The organism is Allobaculum stercoricanis DSM 13633 (genome assembly GCF_000384195.1).
Taxonomy (GTDB): Bacteria; Bacillota_I; Bacilli_A; order Erysipelotrichales; family Erysipelotrichaceae; genus Allobaculum; species Allobaculum stercoricanis.
In genome coordinates this window covers 808,027-824,485 of sequence record NZ_KB913034.1, presented here as the reverse complement: position 1 = coordinate 824,485, position 16,459 = coordinate 808,027, and the positions used below count along the sequence as shown (strand labels likewise).

The 16,459-nt window shown below is 43.2% G+C and carries 11 protein-coding genes, 1 tRNA gene and 1 pseudogene; 2 read left to right on the top strand and 11 right to left on the bottom strand.

Going from position 1 to position 16,459, the window contains the following annotated elements; translation table 11 throughout:
* Positions 1–8: 8 nt before the first annotated feature.
* From recD2 to ALLST_RS10010, 4 genes are all read right to left on the bottom strand, one after another.
* Positions 9–2,294 (bottom strand): SF1B family DNA helicase RecD2, encoded by a 2,286-nt coding sequence (recD2, locus tag ALLST_RS0103815; RefSeq protein WP_019892741.1) that lies wholly within the window; start codon positions 2,292–2,294, stop codon positions 9–11.
* Positions 2,287–3,549, bottom strand: coding sequence for a tRNA 2-thiouridine(34) synthase MnmA (gene mnmA, locus ALLST_RS0103810; protein WP_019892740.1), 1,263 nt, complete (start codon positions 3,547–3,549; stop codon positions 2,287–2,289). Before mnmA ends, recD2 begins: the two co-directional genes overlap by 8 nt.
* Before the next feature lie 436 nt (positions 3,550–3,985).
* The gene (locus ALLST_RS10015; RefSeq protein WP_019892739.1) at positions 3,986–4,258 is read right to left on the bottom strand and encodes a type II toxin-antitoxin system RelB family anti-toxin; all 273 of its coding nucleotides are present in this window, start codon (positions 4,256–4,258) and stop codon (positions 3,986–3,988) included.
* Positions 4,259–6,208: 1,950 nt separating this feature from the next.
* The gene (locus ALLST_RS10010; RefSeq protein ID WP_019892738.1) at positions 6,209–6,826 is read right to left on the bottom strand and encodes a DUF3267 domain-containing protein; all 618 of its coding nucleotides are present in this window, start codon (positions 6,824–6,826) and stop codon (positions 6,209–6,211) included.
* A gap of 270 nt (positions 6,827–7,096) precedes the next feature.
* Here ALLST_RS10010 and ALLST_RS0103795 point away from each other — a divergent pair.
* Positions 7,097–7,183: transfer RNA gene (locus ALLST_RS0103795), tRNA-Leu, on the top strand.
* A gap of 394 nt (positions 7,184–7,577) precedes the next feature.
* On the opposite strand, the gene ALLST_RS10005 is transcribed toward ALLST_RS0103795, so the two are convergent.
* The 6 genes from ALLST_RS10005 to ALLST_RS0103770 all read right to left on the bottom strand — a co-directional run bounded on the left by ALLST_RS10005 (position 7,578) and on the right by ALLST_RS0103770 (position 12,638).
* Positions 7,578–8,546 carry a DUF4368 domain-containing protein gene (locus ALLST_RS10005; RefSeq protein ID WP_019892736.1) on the bottom strand — a complete coding sequence of 323 codons (969 nt, stop codon included), beginning with the start codon at positions 8,544–8,546 and terminating at the stop codon, positions 7,578–7,580.
* A 14-nt stretch (positions 8,547–8,560) separates the two neighbouring features.
* Positions 8,561–9,403 (bottom strand): ATP-binding protein, encoded by an 843-nt coding sequence (locus ALLST_RS11265; protein WP_002596233.1) that lies wholly within the window; start codon positions 9,401–9,403, stop codon positions 8,561–8,563.
* On the bottom strand, positions 9,400–10,194 hold the full coding sequence (locus ALLST_RS0103785; protein ID WP_006356266.1) for a replication initiator protein A: 795 nt from the start codon (positions 10,192–10,194) through the stop codon (positions 9,400–9,402). Before ALLST_RS0103785 ends, ALLST_RS11265 begins: the two co-directional genes overlap by 4 nt.
* A 72-nt stretch (positions 10,195–10,266) precedes the next feature.
* Positions 10,267–10,632: an IME_Rho_tet family cysteine-rich VLP protein gene (locus tag ALLST_RS11260; RefSeq protein WP_425386754.1), complete on the bottom strand. Its 366-nt coding sequence runs from the start codon at positions 10,630–10,632 to the stop codon at positions 10,267–10,269.
* Between the two features lie 10 nt (positions 10,633–10,642).
* On the bottom strand, positions 10,643–12,268 hold the full coding sequence (locus tag ALLST_RS0103775) for a relaxase/mobilization nuclease domain-containing protein (protein WP_026472768.1): 1,626 nt from the start codon (positions 12,266–12,268) through the stop codon (positions 10,643–10,645).
* Complete coding sequence (locus ALLST_RS0103770) at positions 12,240–12,638, bottom strand: IME relaxosome accessory protein (protein ID WP_002596229.1); 399 nt, start codon at positions 12,636–12,638, stop codon at positions 12,240–12,242. The genes ALLST_RS0103775 and ALLST_RS0103770 overlap by 29 nt, the downstream gene beginning before the upstream one ends.
* A gap of 530 nt (positions 12,639–13,168) precedes the next feature.
* Between ALLST_RS0103770 and ALLST_RS09995 the strand changes: the two genes are divergently transcribed.
* Positions 13,169–14,347 carry an IS110 family RNA-guided transposase gene (locus tag ALLST_RS09995; protein ID WP_019892728.1) on the top strand — a complete coding sequence of 393 codons (1,179 nt, stop codon included), beginning with the start codon at positions 13,169–13,171 and terminating at the stop codon, positions 14,345–14,347.
* 726 nt (positions 14,348–15,073) lie between these two features.
* Here ALLST_RS09995 and ltrA read toward each other — a convergent pair.
* A pseudogene (ltrA, locus tag ALLST_RS11790) lies at positions 15,074–16,216 on the bottom strand (group II intron reverse transcriptase/maturase).
* Positions 16,217–16,459: the final 243 nt, after the last annotated feature.

The following is a 16,459-nucleotide window of genomic DNA, read 5'->3' as shown; positions in this document are numbered from 1 at the left end:
AATCCAGCTTATTCAAAACTCAACACTTCACTTGTATCGAATATTTCGACATCTGCTAATGGATCTGAAAACAACATTGGATTTTCAAACATGCCATGTGAGCGTACTGGCAGCTGTCGAATCAATGTAGCAAGATCTTGTCTTGTTGCACTTTGCCAAACTTGATCGAGGCGTTGTTGAAGTGTGGTAATTCGTCGATTTGTGTCGATGCGTTTGACCCCTTGACGAAAAAGCTGTTCGCTGCCAACAATTGTCAAATTCTTTTTCGCCCGTGATATAGCGGTATACAAAAGACGTTTCTTTAACATGCCTGCCCCATTATGATCAGCAACAACACAAACGTCTTGATACTCAGAGCCTTGTGCTTTATGGATCGAAATACACCAAGCATGACTAATTGTATCCAACAAATTCGTCTTTTCTACCTCGAGTGTCGTATCACTAAATTGACACCATAACGTATTAGTCACCGGATCGACTTGCGAAATCGTACCGATATCGCCATTAAAGGCATTGATTTCCGGATGATTTTTCTTCAAAAGAATTTTGTCATCTTTTCTAAAATAAACTTCTTTGCGTCCATTCTCCGTCACAATATGGGTTGTTAATTGTTCTTTTAATGGATGGAATGGATTGACAATCGTTTGCATCATCGCATTAATCGCATAAATCCCACTGTCCCCATCGTATTTCGGTGCAAGAATTTGCACATCCTCAGGGTGTTCTTGTTGTAAGACAAGATTTTCAATTAAAGAGAGCGTTGAGCTTTCATTCCGTTCGAGCATCGTCACAGGATCAATAAACTCAATTTCTTTAAAGTTACGAATTTGATCCGCTAAAATCGAAATCCCACTGCCTTCTTTTTGACGATAGAGCTTTTTTAAATGCACGACTGGAACTTTATTGGAAGCAATCAAATCATTGAGAACATTTCCCGGTCCAACACTTTCCAATTGTTCTTCATCTCCAATCAATAAGATTTGGCAATGCTCCTCTATCCCTCTTAACAAGCTCGCAAATAAACGTGAATCCACCATCGAAAACTCATCGACGATGACATAATCCGCTTTAAGCGGATCGGATTCATTCACACCAAACATATTGGTTTCAAAATCCCATTTTAATAATGAATGAATCGTTTGAGCTTTTCGATTGGTCAGTTCCTTCATTCGTTTAGCTGCACGTCCGGTTGGGGCGCATAAGACAACAGTAGAAGAAGGTTCTAGTATTTTTAGGGTATCGAGGATTCCTTTTAATAGCGTACTTTTCCCGGTTCCCGGGCCCCCATTTAAAATCATCATCGAGTGGCTGAAAAACTGTTCGATCGCTTTTTTTTGCGTGTCATCATACGTAATATTATTTTTCTGCTCTACTTGGGCAATCGTTTCGTACAAAACGTCTAAATCCGGTTGATTTACTTCGAAAGTATGTTGGTATAGCGCATGAGCAACGACTTGTTCGGCATTATATTGTTCGATTAAATAAACATATTGCCCACTTCGAATCACTAAGCCCATCGCTTCGAGTTGCTCAATTGCTGGCATCACTTGCTCAATGTCCATTTGTGCATTTTGACAAAGAACACCAATCGGAATTGTCGTACAACCAAATTGATATGTAATTCTTTGAATTTGATCATACACTTCCGCTTTCAATCGCATAGGGTCATCTTTGGCAAGATGAAAGACATTGGCAATTCGTTTTGCGGATTCATAACCAAAGCCAGACAAATAGTAATACGGATAAAAAGGATCGTCTTTTAGCTTTTTCAAAACTTGATCTGGTAAGTTTTGTAGACGAGTAATATCTTTTTGCGAAATACCTGCCTTTAACAATCGCGAAATTTGAATACTTTTCGGATTGTTCAGCAGTGGATTGGCGACTTTTGAAGCCATTTCGGCAGACAAATTACACGTATCGACTAAGATATCCGGATTGGCAATAACTAAATCTATCGCATCTTCTCCTAATGCATTATAAATTTTTTGGGCTGTCGTCTTTCCCACTCCTGCAAATAAACTAGAGGAAAAAAACTTAATAATTTCTGATTCATTCGATGGTGGAGTCGTTTGTGTCGCTTGTGTGACTTTGAGTTGTTCTCCATAAACGGGGTGAACCGCCATTTCCCCTTCTAATTGAAAATACAAGCCAATTTCACAGTTTGGCACATTACCAATAAAGCGAATGATCTTCTTATTGGATCCGTTTCTTAAACTGCCAATATAGAAATTCGTATTCGCTCGTTGGAAAAAAATGCGTTCAACCTTTCCTTCCACAACAATGCGATCAGCCATGGTAGGATTGATCCGCCTTTGTTTTAATTTTTTCGAAGACATTATCGTCTTGAATATATACTTCTTCGATTACGCCACCACCGAGACATTTATCACCATCATAGAACACTGCTTCTTGACCCGGAGTCACTGCGGAACTTTTTTGTGGGTAATACACATTCGCGCAATTTCCATCTACTTCCAGTTCGATTGGAATATCTTTTTGACGATATCTAAATTTAACAGTGCAATGTTTAGGGAACTTGTAATCTTCATCGACGATCCAGTTAATCTTTTCAACACGGCATCGATCGGAATCAAGCCATTGCTTGTTATCGACTTTAGCAGCATATAAGCGGTTTGTTTGAACATCTTTAGCGGCAATAAACCAAGGACCAGCAAAACGATCAATATGCAAACCTTTGCGTTGACCAATTGTGTAATATAGAACCCCTTGGTGTTTACCTAAAACAGTTCCTGTTTCTAAATCGATAATTTCGCCTTCTTTAGCAGGAAGATAGTTCGATAAAAACTGACGGAAATTTCTTTCACCGATAAAACAAATCCCTGTGGAGTCTTTTTTCGTCATAACGCTATCGAGATTTAACATCGCCGCAATTTTACGAACTTGTGGTTTAATCAGCGTTCCTAATGGGAACATTGTTTTCGCTAATGCTTCTTTAGCGACTTGTGCTAAAAAGTAAGTTTGGTCTTTATTTAAATCTGCTGCTCTTGCTAGCCAAGTAAAGTCATTTTCGACTTGGATTGAGCAATAGTGTCCTGTTGCAATCGCATCAAAACCATTTTTCATTGCATAATTAAAGAATGCATCAAATTTAATAAATTGATTACATAAAATGTCTGGGTTTGGTGTACGTCCTCTTTCATATTCCTTAAGGAAAGTCGAGAAAACATCATCCCAATATTCACGAACAAAATCGACGCGAAGTAATGTTAATCCTAATTTATCCGCAACCGCTTGGGCATCGTGATAGTCTTGTTCTTGAGGACAAACATCATTTAATAAATCTGGATTGCCCGCAACATCTCCATTGGCAAATGAGTCCCAGTTGCGCATAAAGCAACAAGTGACATCAAATCCTTGTTCTTTTAATACCCAAGCAGCAATCGCACTATCTACACCACCACTCAGTCCCAAAAGCACTTTAATATCTTTTGGATCCTTTTTTTCTACACCACTAGGAATAATGGGCGCACCTACAAGTTCATGTTCTAAAACATCTAAATTTGTTTCTTCACTCCAATTAACTGTCATGTGTGTTCCTCAACTTTCTATTTATGCCTATTTGTTCATTCGTTAATTTCAACGTTATATTTTAAAAAATATTTTCTATAAAAGCGACTAGTAAAATGGTCTTGTCTCTTTATTGAGTAAAACAAAATCCATTCTATTTTACCATCCTTGTCATCCTCTTTAATTAATCACAATATTGATCGCGAATCTCTTTCAATCATTCCATATGTACTTAAAGAAATTTTTATAGTTCAAACCTTTATATATCGTAAATAAACAAGATCTCTTGATCTTATCGTTTAAGTTCATCAAGTCATTTTTGATTCTATATCGATTCATTTCATCATCGATCACAAAAAGCTTTCTATTTATCATAACCGATTTTTTATTGATTTTTTGCTTGTCAATAAAAATTTTTGATCAAGAAAAAAACCGGATTTTCATCCGGCTTATGACACTAATGATTTTCTGCTTCTTCGGCTTGTTCAATTGGAACAAAAGTAATCTTAAGCTCCATTCCTAGACCTTGGGCTAAACGTTTAAGCAATTTGAGAGATGGATTACGAGTTCCTCGTTCTAGTTTAGAAATATCTCCTTGATCAATGCCTGTACGTCTTGCTAACTCAGTTTGCGTAATGTTGAGTTTCTCGCGTGCTTCATGAATGGCATGAAATACAGAATATTCTGGGCTTCCTTCTTCAAGGTTAACGCGTGCAGGTTTTTTAGACATAATTTTTCCCTGCTTCTCAAATTCTTTAACGTTGTCGCGCTACAGTTCATTCGTACTGGAAACACGAATAACTGCGTATTGGTATTACGTTGTACGCAATTATTCCACTCAACTAAGCGTTATTATTCTTCCTTATTGATCAATTTTGAATCTAATTAAAGAAGAGCTTTGAAATGTTCCTCAAAGCGCTTTGAGAAGCTTTTCCTTTCATTCAATTGTTCTTCTTTTCAATCTGTGGTCATTACGCTGATCCATTCAATAACACGCTAGATCTTGATTCATTATGAATTTATAGCTGAACATGATGATCTAAGCTGAAACTCGCAAAATAAAATTCAAATGAAGTTACCCTCTATTTAAGAGCAATTTCAAAAACAAAGCATAATCTAAATAAGTTTTATTCTGGTCATGACAGTTTGAAACCATAAGGAAATTCACAATTTGTATACGATGAGTCAGTTTAGAAGAAACACAAATTGAGCTATTTCTATCTTTAAATAAATCTGTGTGAATTCATGATCTAAAACTCGTAAAAAAACAAATTGTATCCATTTAAAAAGGCCAACCTTTTTTTATCAAGCAAGAATTCGATTTCAAATTCGAAACGTTATACAAATACTAAAATAAAGATTGTTTTATTCTGTTTTTAACTTTGTTTCTCGATCACTCTATAAAAATAACACCAATCTGATTGAAGCGCTACCTCCCAAATTAGAAGACCAAATGCACTATAGAACAAGAACATCTACATGCAAAATTTTAACCTTTAAGCTTGATCCATCTTTTCAAAATATAGATATACTTCAGTATCAATTCAGAATTGTTAAAGATATTTAAATAAATCATAGGCTGTTTTGTCGGTTTGATTCATACAAAATCCAAGTTATATTTGTTGAATCAATAGGTATCGGTAATTCATAAATCTGAATCCAGCAGGCATCAGAAATTCATAAATCTGAAATAAGACAAATGAAGCACGCCAAATCAAAACGTAAATCGATCATTTTTATTTTTTAAAAGTAATGCTTCAATCTTATTTCTTCCATGATCCAATGTATAAAAATCCAGATACATGATCTTGCTTTAATACATCGTGTTTATCCTTTTATGTTTTAGTCGACCCTTATTTGATTTATCAAGATTAATTGAATAACAAGTATTGATGTAGACATGTTTATGGTTGTAACTCATCAATAATTTAAATTGTAAATTTTATAAATTTTATTGATTTAATCAATTGAACTCAGAACACAAAACAGCTCTAACACAATGAAATTTTTGCTTTTGGTCAAATGTAAAACATCCATCACTTCTATCATTAATAAATTTGAAATTCAGGAAAACAAACACTATAGGCGAATTGAATTAACAAACAAAATTCGTTCGTCTTTTCATGTAAAAGAGTTTGAATCAATCAGACTTTAAGAAAGATCATCTTCTGATCGATCAATAAGATTTTTTAGTTTTATGAAAAAAGATCATTTAGATTTTGATTTTTGATTCAAAGAAAACTTTTCAAAACGACTAAAGTTTGTTATCGAAAAGTGAAGCATAAATTCAAGGTCCGCTAATTTTCGTTCAGAAAAAATGATCAATTTTCATTCGATAAATATAGACATTTATTCATGAATCAACCCTAGATTTCATCTATAAAGAAAGAATCGAACCTTAAACATCTAAATGTATAGTTCTAATTTTAAATTGAATATTTCCTATCTTATTTTGTTATTAAATATCTGATTGCGATTTCATTCTAACTTTTGCTTGTTCCCCATTTTCATCTAATTTATTTCATCAACATTCATTCATCCGACCGGTACGTTCATTAAAAAACGATTAATTTATACAAACAATTCACTAATAATAGACCAATAAAAAAAGGAGCTTAAAAATAAAAATAGCCCTTGCATATGGAACTTTCCCAAAGCAGAGCTATTCATTTTGAAATGATTATTTTTCTGGAGTTCGATTCTTTTTGTTTTGTTGAGGCATATACCAATATGTATTCATACCGTATAAGTAACAACGCGCACCTTTAGGCATCTGGGTCAAGGCGTTAAATACATTATAATAATCGCCAATACCTTGAGCAATCGCCACAGTGCCAAGAACAATGAGGATTTGTGAAATGCTCCAATCCTGGAATAACAATGCTACGAGCCAAGGAAGAAAACCAAATACAAGATTCGGTAAAAGAGACATAAAAACAAAACGGCTTTTGCTGAACGTTTCTGTCCCTGTCACAAATAACATTCCTTTATTCAAGGCAGTATACATTTCTACATCACCTTTAAAACAAATTGCATGTAAAAACTCATGTGGGATAAGAACCAAAAAGCTTAAGCATAAACCGATCAATCCCGCTTTAGAGGTAAAATCAAAACGTTTAAAAGTAAGCACATCAATGATCAATAAAATAATGAACAATAAAAATGAAAGCAGATTTAATGTGATAGATAATTGATTGAAATCATCGATTTCTTTAAATTTTACTGCTCCGGGCTCATGAGGATGTTTAGGTAAGCTATTCATATCTCCATTAAATGCTTTTTTATAATGTAGTCTCATTAATAGTTCTCCAATTTTGTTTACATTATAAATACTTCACGTTTTAGTGTCTATAAACTTGTCCCCCAATTCATTACGATCGTTTAATCTCATTTATTCAACTTTTCGTTTTCAATCACGACATGTTCATTCACTTGCTTTCTATCTCTGACTATAAGAAATACGAATACTTCATTTTGCCTATTTTTCAAAAAAAATTAAATTTTCTATTGATTGAAATCCAAAAATCCTATAATATAGTCGTTGTCCGAATAAAGACATTACATTCTTGCCGGCGTGTCGGAATTGGTAGACGAGACAGACTCAAAATCTGTTATCCGCAAGGGTGTGTGGGTCCGAGTCCCACCGCCGGCACCATCTTAAAACGAAACACATCGAAAGATGTGTTTTTTTTCTTATTAAAATTTTAAACAATTCGAATCCATTCTTTATCTCATCTAATTTTTTCTTTATAAATCTTACGATCAGTTTATGCGTTCAAGTTAACTATGTTTTTTCTTCTATTTTTTCATGACGAAATAAAAGATGTGTCCTTTTAACTACATCCCTACCCGATTGACAATCTCAAACAAGAATATAAGTATGACGGTATTCTATTTTTTCCCCTTTTCACGCAGATAGACTTTGTGGCTTTCCTATTTTGATGATGTTCAGGCGAATTTGCTTATGTGTGATAAAGAAGCAATAGAAGTGCAAAAAATTTTGCCGTTCCTATCCGACACTTGGCCATTGTGTCGGATAGGTCGGGCGGTTATTCGGGCAAGTCAATCTTGCCGACAAAGCTGTAATAAATCTCAATGTCCTGCCTGCGGGTGCCGTTCTCATCATAGCTGCACTCATGCACCACAATTTTCTCGATCATTTCCCGCAAGAGAGTGGGGGTCAGTTCTTCAAAGGCAAGGTGCTTGCGGACAATGCCCATAAATTTCTCGGCGTTGACGGTAGCTGCCTGTGACTTGTCCAGTTCGGCTTGCAGGGCGGCGGCTCTCTTTTTCAGCTCCGCTTGCTCGGCTTCGTAGTCAGCCGACAGTTCCATGAAACGCTCATCGCTGATTTTGCCGTTTACATTGTCCTCATACAGCCGCTTGATAATGCGGCTGATTTCAGAAATGCGTTCCTGCGCCTGTTCAAGCTGCTTGATGGCTGCGGCGGTCTTTCGCTTGCCGCCGATCTCGTTCTGCTGGACAAGTAGTTTCACAAACCGGCTCTCATGCTTGGCTGCGTATTCGGTCACTTGCCGGAGATTTGCCAGGACACCAGCGGTCAACAGATCGGTGCGGATAAAGTGCGCCGTACAGTTGCGGGTGCGCTTCTTGTAGCTGCCGCAGATGTAGCAGTCCTGTTTGCGGTCTTTGTTCTGATACCGCTGCTGATACAGCACATGGCCGCAGTCGGCGCAGAACAAAATCCCGGAGAACAGCCCCACTTCATCGTAGCGGTTCGGGCGTTTGCGCTGTTTGCGTAACTCCTGCACCCGTTCCCATGTTTCCTTGTCGATGATCGGCTCATGGTGGTTCTCGAAAATGGCCTGCTTCTCGACGGGGTTCTCTATGCTGTGCTTGACCTTATAAGAAGGCTTTTCCGTTTTGAAGTTCACCAGACATCCGGTGTACTCTCGGTTTTCGAGGATATGAACGACGGTGTTGGTCGCCCATTTGCACTCATAGCCTGGGTGATAACGGCGGGTGGTGCGGGTGTCGTGCTGCTTGTTATCTGCCATAGGCAATACTCCTTTCAGTCGGTAATCAGTTTCTTCATGCTCTCCATTTTCCGCTTGGCGGTTTCCTGCCGGAAGTTGTCGCCGGTAAAGCGTACCGGGACGCACATGGAAAGCAGGCGGTCATAAATCCGGGAATGGGCGGTGTCCTCCGGGTTGTGCAGGTCGTCCAGCGTAAGGTTGGTCGTGACGATCAGCGGCTTGCCGCTGCGGTAACGGCTGTCAATCACATTGAACACCTGTTCCAGCCCGTATTCCGTCCCGCGTTCCATGCCGAAGTCGTCAAGGATCAGCAGCGGATAACGACAAAGGCGGGAAATGTACTCGTTGCGCCCCTCAAAGCTGGCGGCAAGGTCATTGAGGATAAGAGCAAAGTTCGTCATGCGGACGGGGATTTCTTTCTCCATGAGGGCGTTTGCGATACAGCCTGCAAGGTAGCTTTTGCCGGTGCCTACGCCGCCCCAGAACAGGCAGCCGATATTGTCTGTCCGCATATCTTCCCAATGCTCCACATACCGGCGGGCAAGCCCGGTCTGCGGGTTCCTGCCGTTGTCGTTCTCGAAAGTCCAGTCCCGCATGGTGGGGTCGGTAAAGCCCCGGCGTTTCAGTTCTTCCACGGTGTCAAGGTGTCTGCGCCGCTTTTCGGCGGCTTCCCGTTCCTCGCGGGCGGTTCTCTGGCAGTCGCACTCTGCCGGGTGGCGGTCGCGCCCGAAGATAGCGGCCTTATCCGGCGCAAAATAGGCTTCTTTCGGCTTGCGGCACTTGCCGCAGTACAGTAAACCGTCCTCGCCGGTGTAGTCCTCCGGCTCCGGGATGGTGGTCGTCATATTCTCCAAAACCGCGTTGATTTCATTCTTCATAAACTCTCGCCCTCCTTGCATGAGTAGTCTGGTATGCCCTTTTTAGGGGCTTCCTTTTTGTCGTTCCCCGCCCATATCCGCAGGGCGGCGGCATAGTTCTGGTAGCTTTTCCCGTTGGCGGCAAGGTAGCGGCTCATTTCCTCGATGAACCGTTCCAGCCTGTCAGGGTACTCTGCCTGCAACTCGTCGTATTCGGTCTGTGACAGAAAAATATTTCCATATCGGCCATAGGGCGCGGACGGCCCCCCACTCACTCCCTTTGTTTGGCTCTCTGTAAGGTTGTTTATAGTAGTTTGGTTAGGGGACGGTTTTCCGACCATCATAAGGTCGGTTTTCTGACCATCAGTAGGACGGTTTTCCGGCTCTATGAGGGGCGGACTTCCGGCCATCAGTTGGTCTGAAAACTGTACCTGTGGCACTGGCGGTACTTTGACATAAAGCCGGTTCGGTGCGGAGAAGCCGCCCCGTTCCCGTTCCAACAGCCCCGCCGTGTCCAGTTCATTAAGCGCCCCCTTGATGGTGGTGCTGCCTTTATCCAGTATTTCTGCTATCTCCGCGATGGGATAGATAATATAAATCCTGCCCTCGTCGTCCAGCCACTTGTTTTTCTGGGAGAGGGTGGAACGGTCTAACAGCAGCGAATACAGCAGCTTGGCGGTCTGTGAAATCTCCATTTTCAGCAGGAAACGGGGATACGGCAGATAGGCGGGCAGCCGCGTGTCTGCCCTGATATAATCAGCGATAGGATCACCTCCCTGTGTTCGGGTTGATTTTGGCGTATTGTCACGCATTAAAACGCCGTTTCCGGGGGAAAAGGATAAATGTATCGCGTACCCTTTGACACCCACGAAAAAAGCCTTGATTTATGCGGGTTTGAAAGGCTCTAAAGCGTGACATCTCTGCCTTTGTTTCCGCTTTCTCTCGGCGGCTTTGATTTTCTTCATGCGCCCGGCGCAGTCGGGGCAGTATTTTCCCCGGTTGGATTTGGGGACAAAGGCCGCCCCGCAGACGGCACACCGTTTCCGGCTTCCCCGGCACAAGAGGGCTGCGGCCAGCTCCCCGTCAAGGGGCAGGACAGCCACACGGAACCAGTGGCACATGAGGGAAAAGGAAATGCTCTGGACGCACACGCAAGGCTCCCCGTCGTCCAATAGCAGGCAGTTCCCCTCATCGTAGTTACAGCACTCATGTACCAGCCGCCGCGCCCGCCGGTGCTGGCGGTAGTCCATGTGGGGCAGGTTATCGCTCATGGCTCTGCTCCTTTCTGCGGTGCGGCTCGTCCCGGCGCAAAATCTGGTCGATGTTCCGCTTGACGGTCTGCAACTCCTTGAACCGCTGTTTCTGTTCGTGATAGGTGTTATACAGGCCGTCTTTCTCGGAGATAAGCTGCTCGATCTCGGCCTGCAACGCTTTCCGGGCGGGCAGCTTGGTAATGCCATGCGCCTTGAAATACCGGGCTGCTGCGTCGGCTATGATAAAATCGCTCTCATGGGCCTGCCGGTATGCGGCGCGGGCTTTCTCGGATTTCTGTGCCCGCAGCCCGTCGCGGGCGGCCTTGGTCTGGGCGTAGGCCAACACCTGCCGCTGCAACTTCTTTTTCCCTTGCAGCTTCGTTTCCAGTGCTTTCAGTTCGCCGCTGGTCTGGCGCATTTTCTGATAGGCGGTGTCAACGGCGGCTTCTAACTGCTCCGGGGAAGTAAAGCCGTATTGCTGGTAGACGGACAGCGTTTTGGCGGCCTGCTTCAGATTGTGTATCTTCGCCCAGCGTTCATAGCCCCGGCCTTTGCCCTCGGCCATTTTCTGCTCAATGTCCACAAGCCGCTGCACTCCGTCCTGTTTCGGGGCGGCTATCTCGGCTCTGGCAACCTGCAAGCGGTCTTTTATGGTGCGTGGGGGATCGGGGGATCTGGCTGGCGCTTCGGCTGCTCTGGCGGCGTTTTGCTCTAAAACGGCAAAGACAGCGGCGCGGTCAAAATCGTCGCCCAGCTTCCGGGCGGTAATTGGCTTTGTCCTGTCCGGCGTGAGGTAGGAAAGCCGCCCCCGGCTCTCCTTGACGGTCACACCCTCCTGCAGCAACAGAGAGGAAAACTCGTCAAAGCTGGCGGCGGTGGCAAGGGCTTTCCGTAGGGTCTGCCGCAGCTTCTCCTTGTTCGTTTCAAACTTGGTCTGCCGGGGCGTGATACTATCGGCAATCATGGGGGCGTTCTGCTTGTCCAGCGCGGCCTGTCCCTTTTTCTGCGCCCAATACTCCCGGTCGGTGACGCGGTTCTTGCTGCCGTTCAAGAGGTCGATTTGATAAAGCCCCTCCCGGTGGCACATCTCCATGACTTCGGATTTGAAGTAGCGCAGGGCAGCGTCGGTACATCGGTGCTTGCAGCCGACTTTCGTATCGGCCTGCCTGTCCATGTAGGGCAGGAACGGCACTTCCTCAATCCGCAGGCTGTTTATGACGATATGCACATGAATGTTGCCGCTGTGGTTATGCCCGTCCGGGTGGGTGCAGACAAGGGCCTGGTGGCCGGGAAAATGCTCTTTACAGAATTGTTCCCCCAACGCCTGCGCCCGGTCTACGGTCAGGCCGTTGTCCGGCCCGTCCCGCGGGTCAAAGCTGATGATGTAGTGGTGGCTTTTCACATCTTCCCGCCGCTGGTTTTTCTGATAGCGGAGATTGGCCCGCATACACGCAACGGCAAAATCCTCCCCGTCGCAGTTCAGCGTGGACAGCCGGTAGTCCTCGCGGGGGATAAGCCTGCCGGTTTCATCAAGGACGGGCTTCATGGTAAACTCGTCATGCTCAAAGAGAAGATATTGCTCGGCGGCTCCGTAGTCGGCGTTTTTAGAGTTGATATGCTTGAGTGTTGCCAACCGCGTCACCTACTTTCTTGAGGACTTCATACTTGAGGACGGCAAGGTCGGATATGGCGGCGCGTACCTCGCCGGAAAGGGTGTTGTAGGGTACGCCGTATTCGTTCAGATACCGGGCAATCTGATTGAGGTTGCCGCCGATCCTGCCGTACTCGGCTGTCAGCTTCCCGACAGCGGAAAGCAACTCGTCATTGACCGACGACACATGGACAACCGGGCGTATGGTCGCCCGCCGTATCGCCTGCCGGAGAAATTCGGACTGGCTGATACCATAGGGCGCAAGCCGCGCTGTGAAGTCGGCATACTCATCTTCGGACAGCCGGGTTTTCACAACGCGGCTGCGGTGGGGCGTGTTGTATTTCTTTCGCATGGTGTGACCTCCTTTCTCGCCCGTAAGGGCGCATGAGCAGGGTTTGGGGAAGGCACTCCCCAACAAGTTTCCCGCGAGGGGCAAAACTGCAGAATTGCGGATTTTGGCACCGTGGTAGAAACTTGCTCTCCGTGACTGCAAACTTTCTCTCACTTCCGTCCGCCACTTTTTTGGAAAACTGCAACCACAAAAGTTTGTTTCTCTTTTTCTGCTACTACTAATCCTGTAAAGGGCATTCCTGCCCGCTTTCGCTAAAATGACACCGGACGCAGTGGTTTCTACCCGGTGTTGGAGAAATCCTTTCTCTTTGCCCTCTACTACGGGTAAATGCTCCAAATGCCAAACACCAGGGCAGAAAAATTCCCTCCTCGCTTACTACTACAACCGGCAGGGGGCAAAATGGCCGGGAGCGGAGCCGGACAATAGATAATATGAAAGGCCCCCCGGCTTTGCAAAACGTGGATTTAGACGGATACTTAAAGTGAAATAAAAGGTATTTGTCATTACCACATACAAACGGAGGACCTACAATGAAAAGTCTAATTTATATCGGGATGGATGTCCATAGTAAGACGTTTAGTCTTTGTGCTTATAATCCTAAAACCAGAATTTACAGTAATCGAATTGAGATCGAAAACAACATGAAACTCGTCAAAAAATACGCTTATAATCTGCTCAGTGAAGCAGAGGATCTCGATACAGAACTAATATTTGGGTATGAAGCTGGTTGCTTAGGATTCACTCTTGCAGACGATATCAAGAAAATGGGATTCGAATGCCGTGTTATGGCTCCTTCTACTATTCGAATTGCTAGTACTGATCGTATTCGAAAAACAGACCGTCGAGATGCAAAAAGCCTAGCCGAAGCTTTAGCTAACGATGCATATAGCCAAGTTCATATTCCAGATCAGGAAGATCGTGAAGTTCAAGCTTATATTCGTATGCGTGAAGATGTTCAAGATATGGTTAAACAAACAAAGCAACGGATTAATGCTTTCCTACTCAAACAGGGTAAGCAATATGACCAAGGTAAATCAAAATGGACTATTTGCCATCGCAAATGGCTCAAAGAAGTTGAACTTACCCCACTTTATAAAGAAGTGCTCGATGAATATTTGATTACCCTCGAAGAGTTAGAAATTAAAGTAGATCGATACGATACTAGAATTGTAGAAATATCTAACCAAGAACGTTATCAAGAGTTTGTCGATAAACTGAGTTGTTTCAAAGGTTTTACTCGCCCCATCGCTATGCGAATCGTGTCTGAAATCGGGGATTTCTCACGATTTCAAACCGCAGGCCAATTTGCCTCTTATCTTGGTCTTACACCCTCAGAGCATTCAAGCAGCGAATCTGAAAATAAAGGTACAATTACCAAAATGGGAAATAGTCACGTCCGAAAAACACTGATTGAAGCAGCACAATCTATGGTAAGAGGTATTCCAGGTCGTAAATCAAAAATATTAAAAAAACGGCAAGAGGGCAACAGTTCAAAGGTGATTCATTATGCCGATAAGGGAAATATGCGGATTCAGTCTAAGTTCAAGCGGATGATGAATTCTGGTAAAAATCGAAACACAGCGATAACCGCTTGTGCAAGAGAAATGGCTTGTTTTATTTGGGGTATGGCTACTGGGCATATTGAAGAGCGTGTTGATACTCCAATTCCAGTAATCAATCCAGAGACTGGCGAAATACTTGTAGGATGATGAGGACATTCTAAACGAAGAATCAAAAAATTAGTGAAGCCCTACGGGGGCGCCTTCGGTGGGACCAGCTTGCGCAGCTGGACTGCGCCTCACTCACTCAAGAAGAAAAGGGAACTTTCTTCTTCTGTCTCGCACGGCTTCACAGCATCGCACACGCCGCAAGTCCAGACAAGGGCCGCTACGCTTAAACCCTTGTCAGTCCAGTCGGAGCATGCGCCTTGATCAGCACGAGCGAACGACGGAAGAAAATAAAACTATCCCCATAACACATAAAAAATCAGGTTTGTGCCTCATTTTCTTTTTTGTCATACACTGCAAGAACTGGTTATTTTAAAACTGCATAAATTGATAAGTCTTATATTGCATTGAACAAATAAAATCTAAGAGTTTGACTTCGATGTCATTCACAAGTCTCGGATGTTAGAGGTTTGACTATCCGCGTCTACTCTATGTTAATCCACGTCAATAGTTGGCGGAGTCTGCAGCGAAACCATTAACCTGTGCAAATCCACGTATATCAGAAGGGTTGAATAGCTGATGAATCCATTCCGAGATTTGTGCATGGCATTGAGAAAAAAACTAGAAACAATGAAAATAGGGCTTTTTGCGCCTTGACGTAGGGGGCTTTCATATCAGAGTAGAGGGAGACTATCTGTGAGCCTCGCCCCTCTCATTGCACCGTACGTACGGTTCTCGTATACGGCGCTACAGCTTTACAGTTTTATTTCATGCGTTATAAAATGATAAATAGAGATTAAGGGGATCGATCAATCCTGGTCGATCTCCTTTTCTCATTGCCAAAATATTTGGTGAGATCAGAAAGTTCACTGTTCGCATTCCTGCTGTCCTATATAGGCCTAGCCTGGAGTTGGCCGTTTGTCTGATCAATTCAGATTCTAAAGGCCATTTAGATATGCGATTCAATTTCATCAGGTTATCGAAGATTGTTCGTGGTCTTTTCCACTGTTTCAATATGACAACTCGGATTTTATGCCTGAGCCACTCACCGAACTTAGTCAGGAACTTTTTCATCGAACCAATGCTAAAATAGTTAATCCAACCTCTGACGATTTGGTTTACTTTTGTAAACACGTCTTTTAATGGTGATGCGACCGCTCTTTTTCTACAAAGAACTTCTTTGATTTTGTCATAGAGTCTTTGTTTACGGTCATTTGCCGGTTTTGCCTTCCATCCATCTTTACCCTTCCAAAAGGTGAAACCTAGAAAGGTACTTTTTGGTGGTCGACATACATGGGTTTTAGTTGCACTGACAGTGAGAAATAGTTTCCTTTCTAACCAACTGGAAACTGATTTCATAATTCTATTCGCAGCCATTTCACTTTTGACGAAGATTACGACGTCATCGGCATATCTGCAGAATCTAAGACCTCTACTCTCTAATTCTTTGTCGAATAGATCTAGATAGATGTTGGCTAGTACTGGCGAAATGCACCCACCTTGCGGTGTGCCGAGATCACTTTTTACGATCTTGCCCTCCTCAAGCACGCCTGACTTGAGGAAAGATCAGATCAGATGGAGAACTTCTTTTTCATTGATGAGATTTCGGATCAGTGAAATGAGTTTATCGTGATTCACTTTGTCAAAGAATTTCTCGATATCTAAATCGATGACCCAGTCGTAACCTTCGTTCAGGTAATTCAATGCCTGCATGATGGCATCATGTGCACTTCTGCCTTTACGAAAACCAAAACTACTATCACTAAACGACGGGTCAAAGATGAGATCGAGCACCTGAGCAACTGCCTGTTGAATGGCTCTGTCCATGACAGTTGGAATACCTAACGGGCGTTTCTTTCCATTGGGTTTAGGGATATAGACCCGTCTGACCGGTTGGGGCTTATATTTCATATTCAGTATAGCCTCAGTAATTTCTTCCTGATGCTTATCCCAGTAGGATTCAAGATCACCCACTGTGACTCCATCTATTCCGGCTGAACCTTTGTTCCGTTGGACAGCTCGGATAGCTTGATTCATGTTTTCTGATTGAAGTATTGATTCAATTAAACGCATGATGCGTCTCCTTTCTTTTCACAAACAAATTCAGATCATCCTCGTCCAGAGTGTCCCAGAAGATTACGTTTCTTCTGTGTT

Bases quoted from the DNA above. Each gene is read 5' to 3' on its own strand.
- recD2 (WP_019892741.1), bottom strand. From the start codon at position 2,294: ATGGCTGATCGCATTGTTGTGGAAGGAAAGGTTGAACGCATTTTTTTC.
- mnmA (WP_019892740.1), bottom strand. From the start codon at position 3,549: ATGACAGTTAATTGGAGTGAAGAAACAAATTTAGATGTTTTAGAACAT.
- ALLST_RS10015 (WP_019892739.1), bottom strand. From the start codon at position 4,258: ATGTCTAAAAAACCTGCACGCGTTAACCTTGAAGAAGGAAGCCCAGAA.
- ALLST_RS10010 (WP_019892738.1), bottom strand. From the start codon at position 6,826: ATGAGACTACATTATAAAAAAGCATTTAATGGAGATATGAATAGCTTA.
- ALLST_RS10005 (WP_019892736.1), bottom strand. From the start codon at position 8,546: ATGGCAGATAACAAGCAGCACGACACCCGCACCACCCGCCGTTATCAC.
- ALLST_RS11265 (WP_002596233.1), bottom strand. From the start codon at position 9,403: ATGAAGAATGAAATCAACGCGGTTTTGGAGAATATGACGACCACCATC.
- ALLST_RS0103785 (WP_006356266.1), bottom strand. From the start codon at position 10,194: ATGCGTGACAATACGCCAAAATCAACCCGAACACAGGGAGGTGATCCT.
- ALLST_RS11260 (WP_425386754.1), bottom strand. From the start codon at position 10,632: ATGGACTACCGCCAGCACCGGCGGGCGCGGCGGCTGGTACATGAGTGC.
- ALLST_RS0103770 (WP_002596229.1), bottom strand. From the start codon at position 12,638: ATGCGAAAGAAATACAACACGCCCCACCGCAGCCGCGTTGTGAAAACC.
- ALLST_RS09995 (WP_019892728.1), top strand. From the start codon at position 13,169: ATGAAAAGTCTAATTTATATCGGGATGGATGTCCATAGTAAGACGTTT.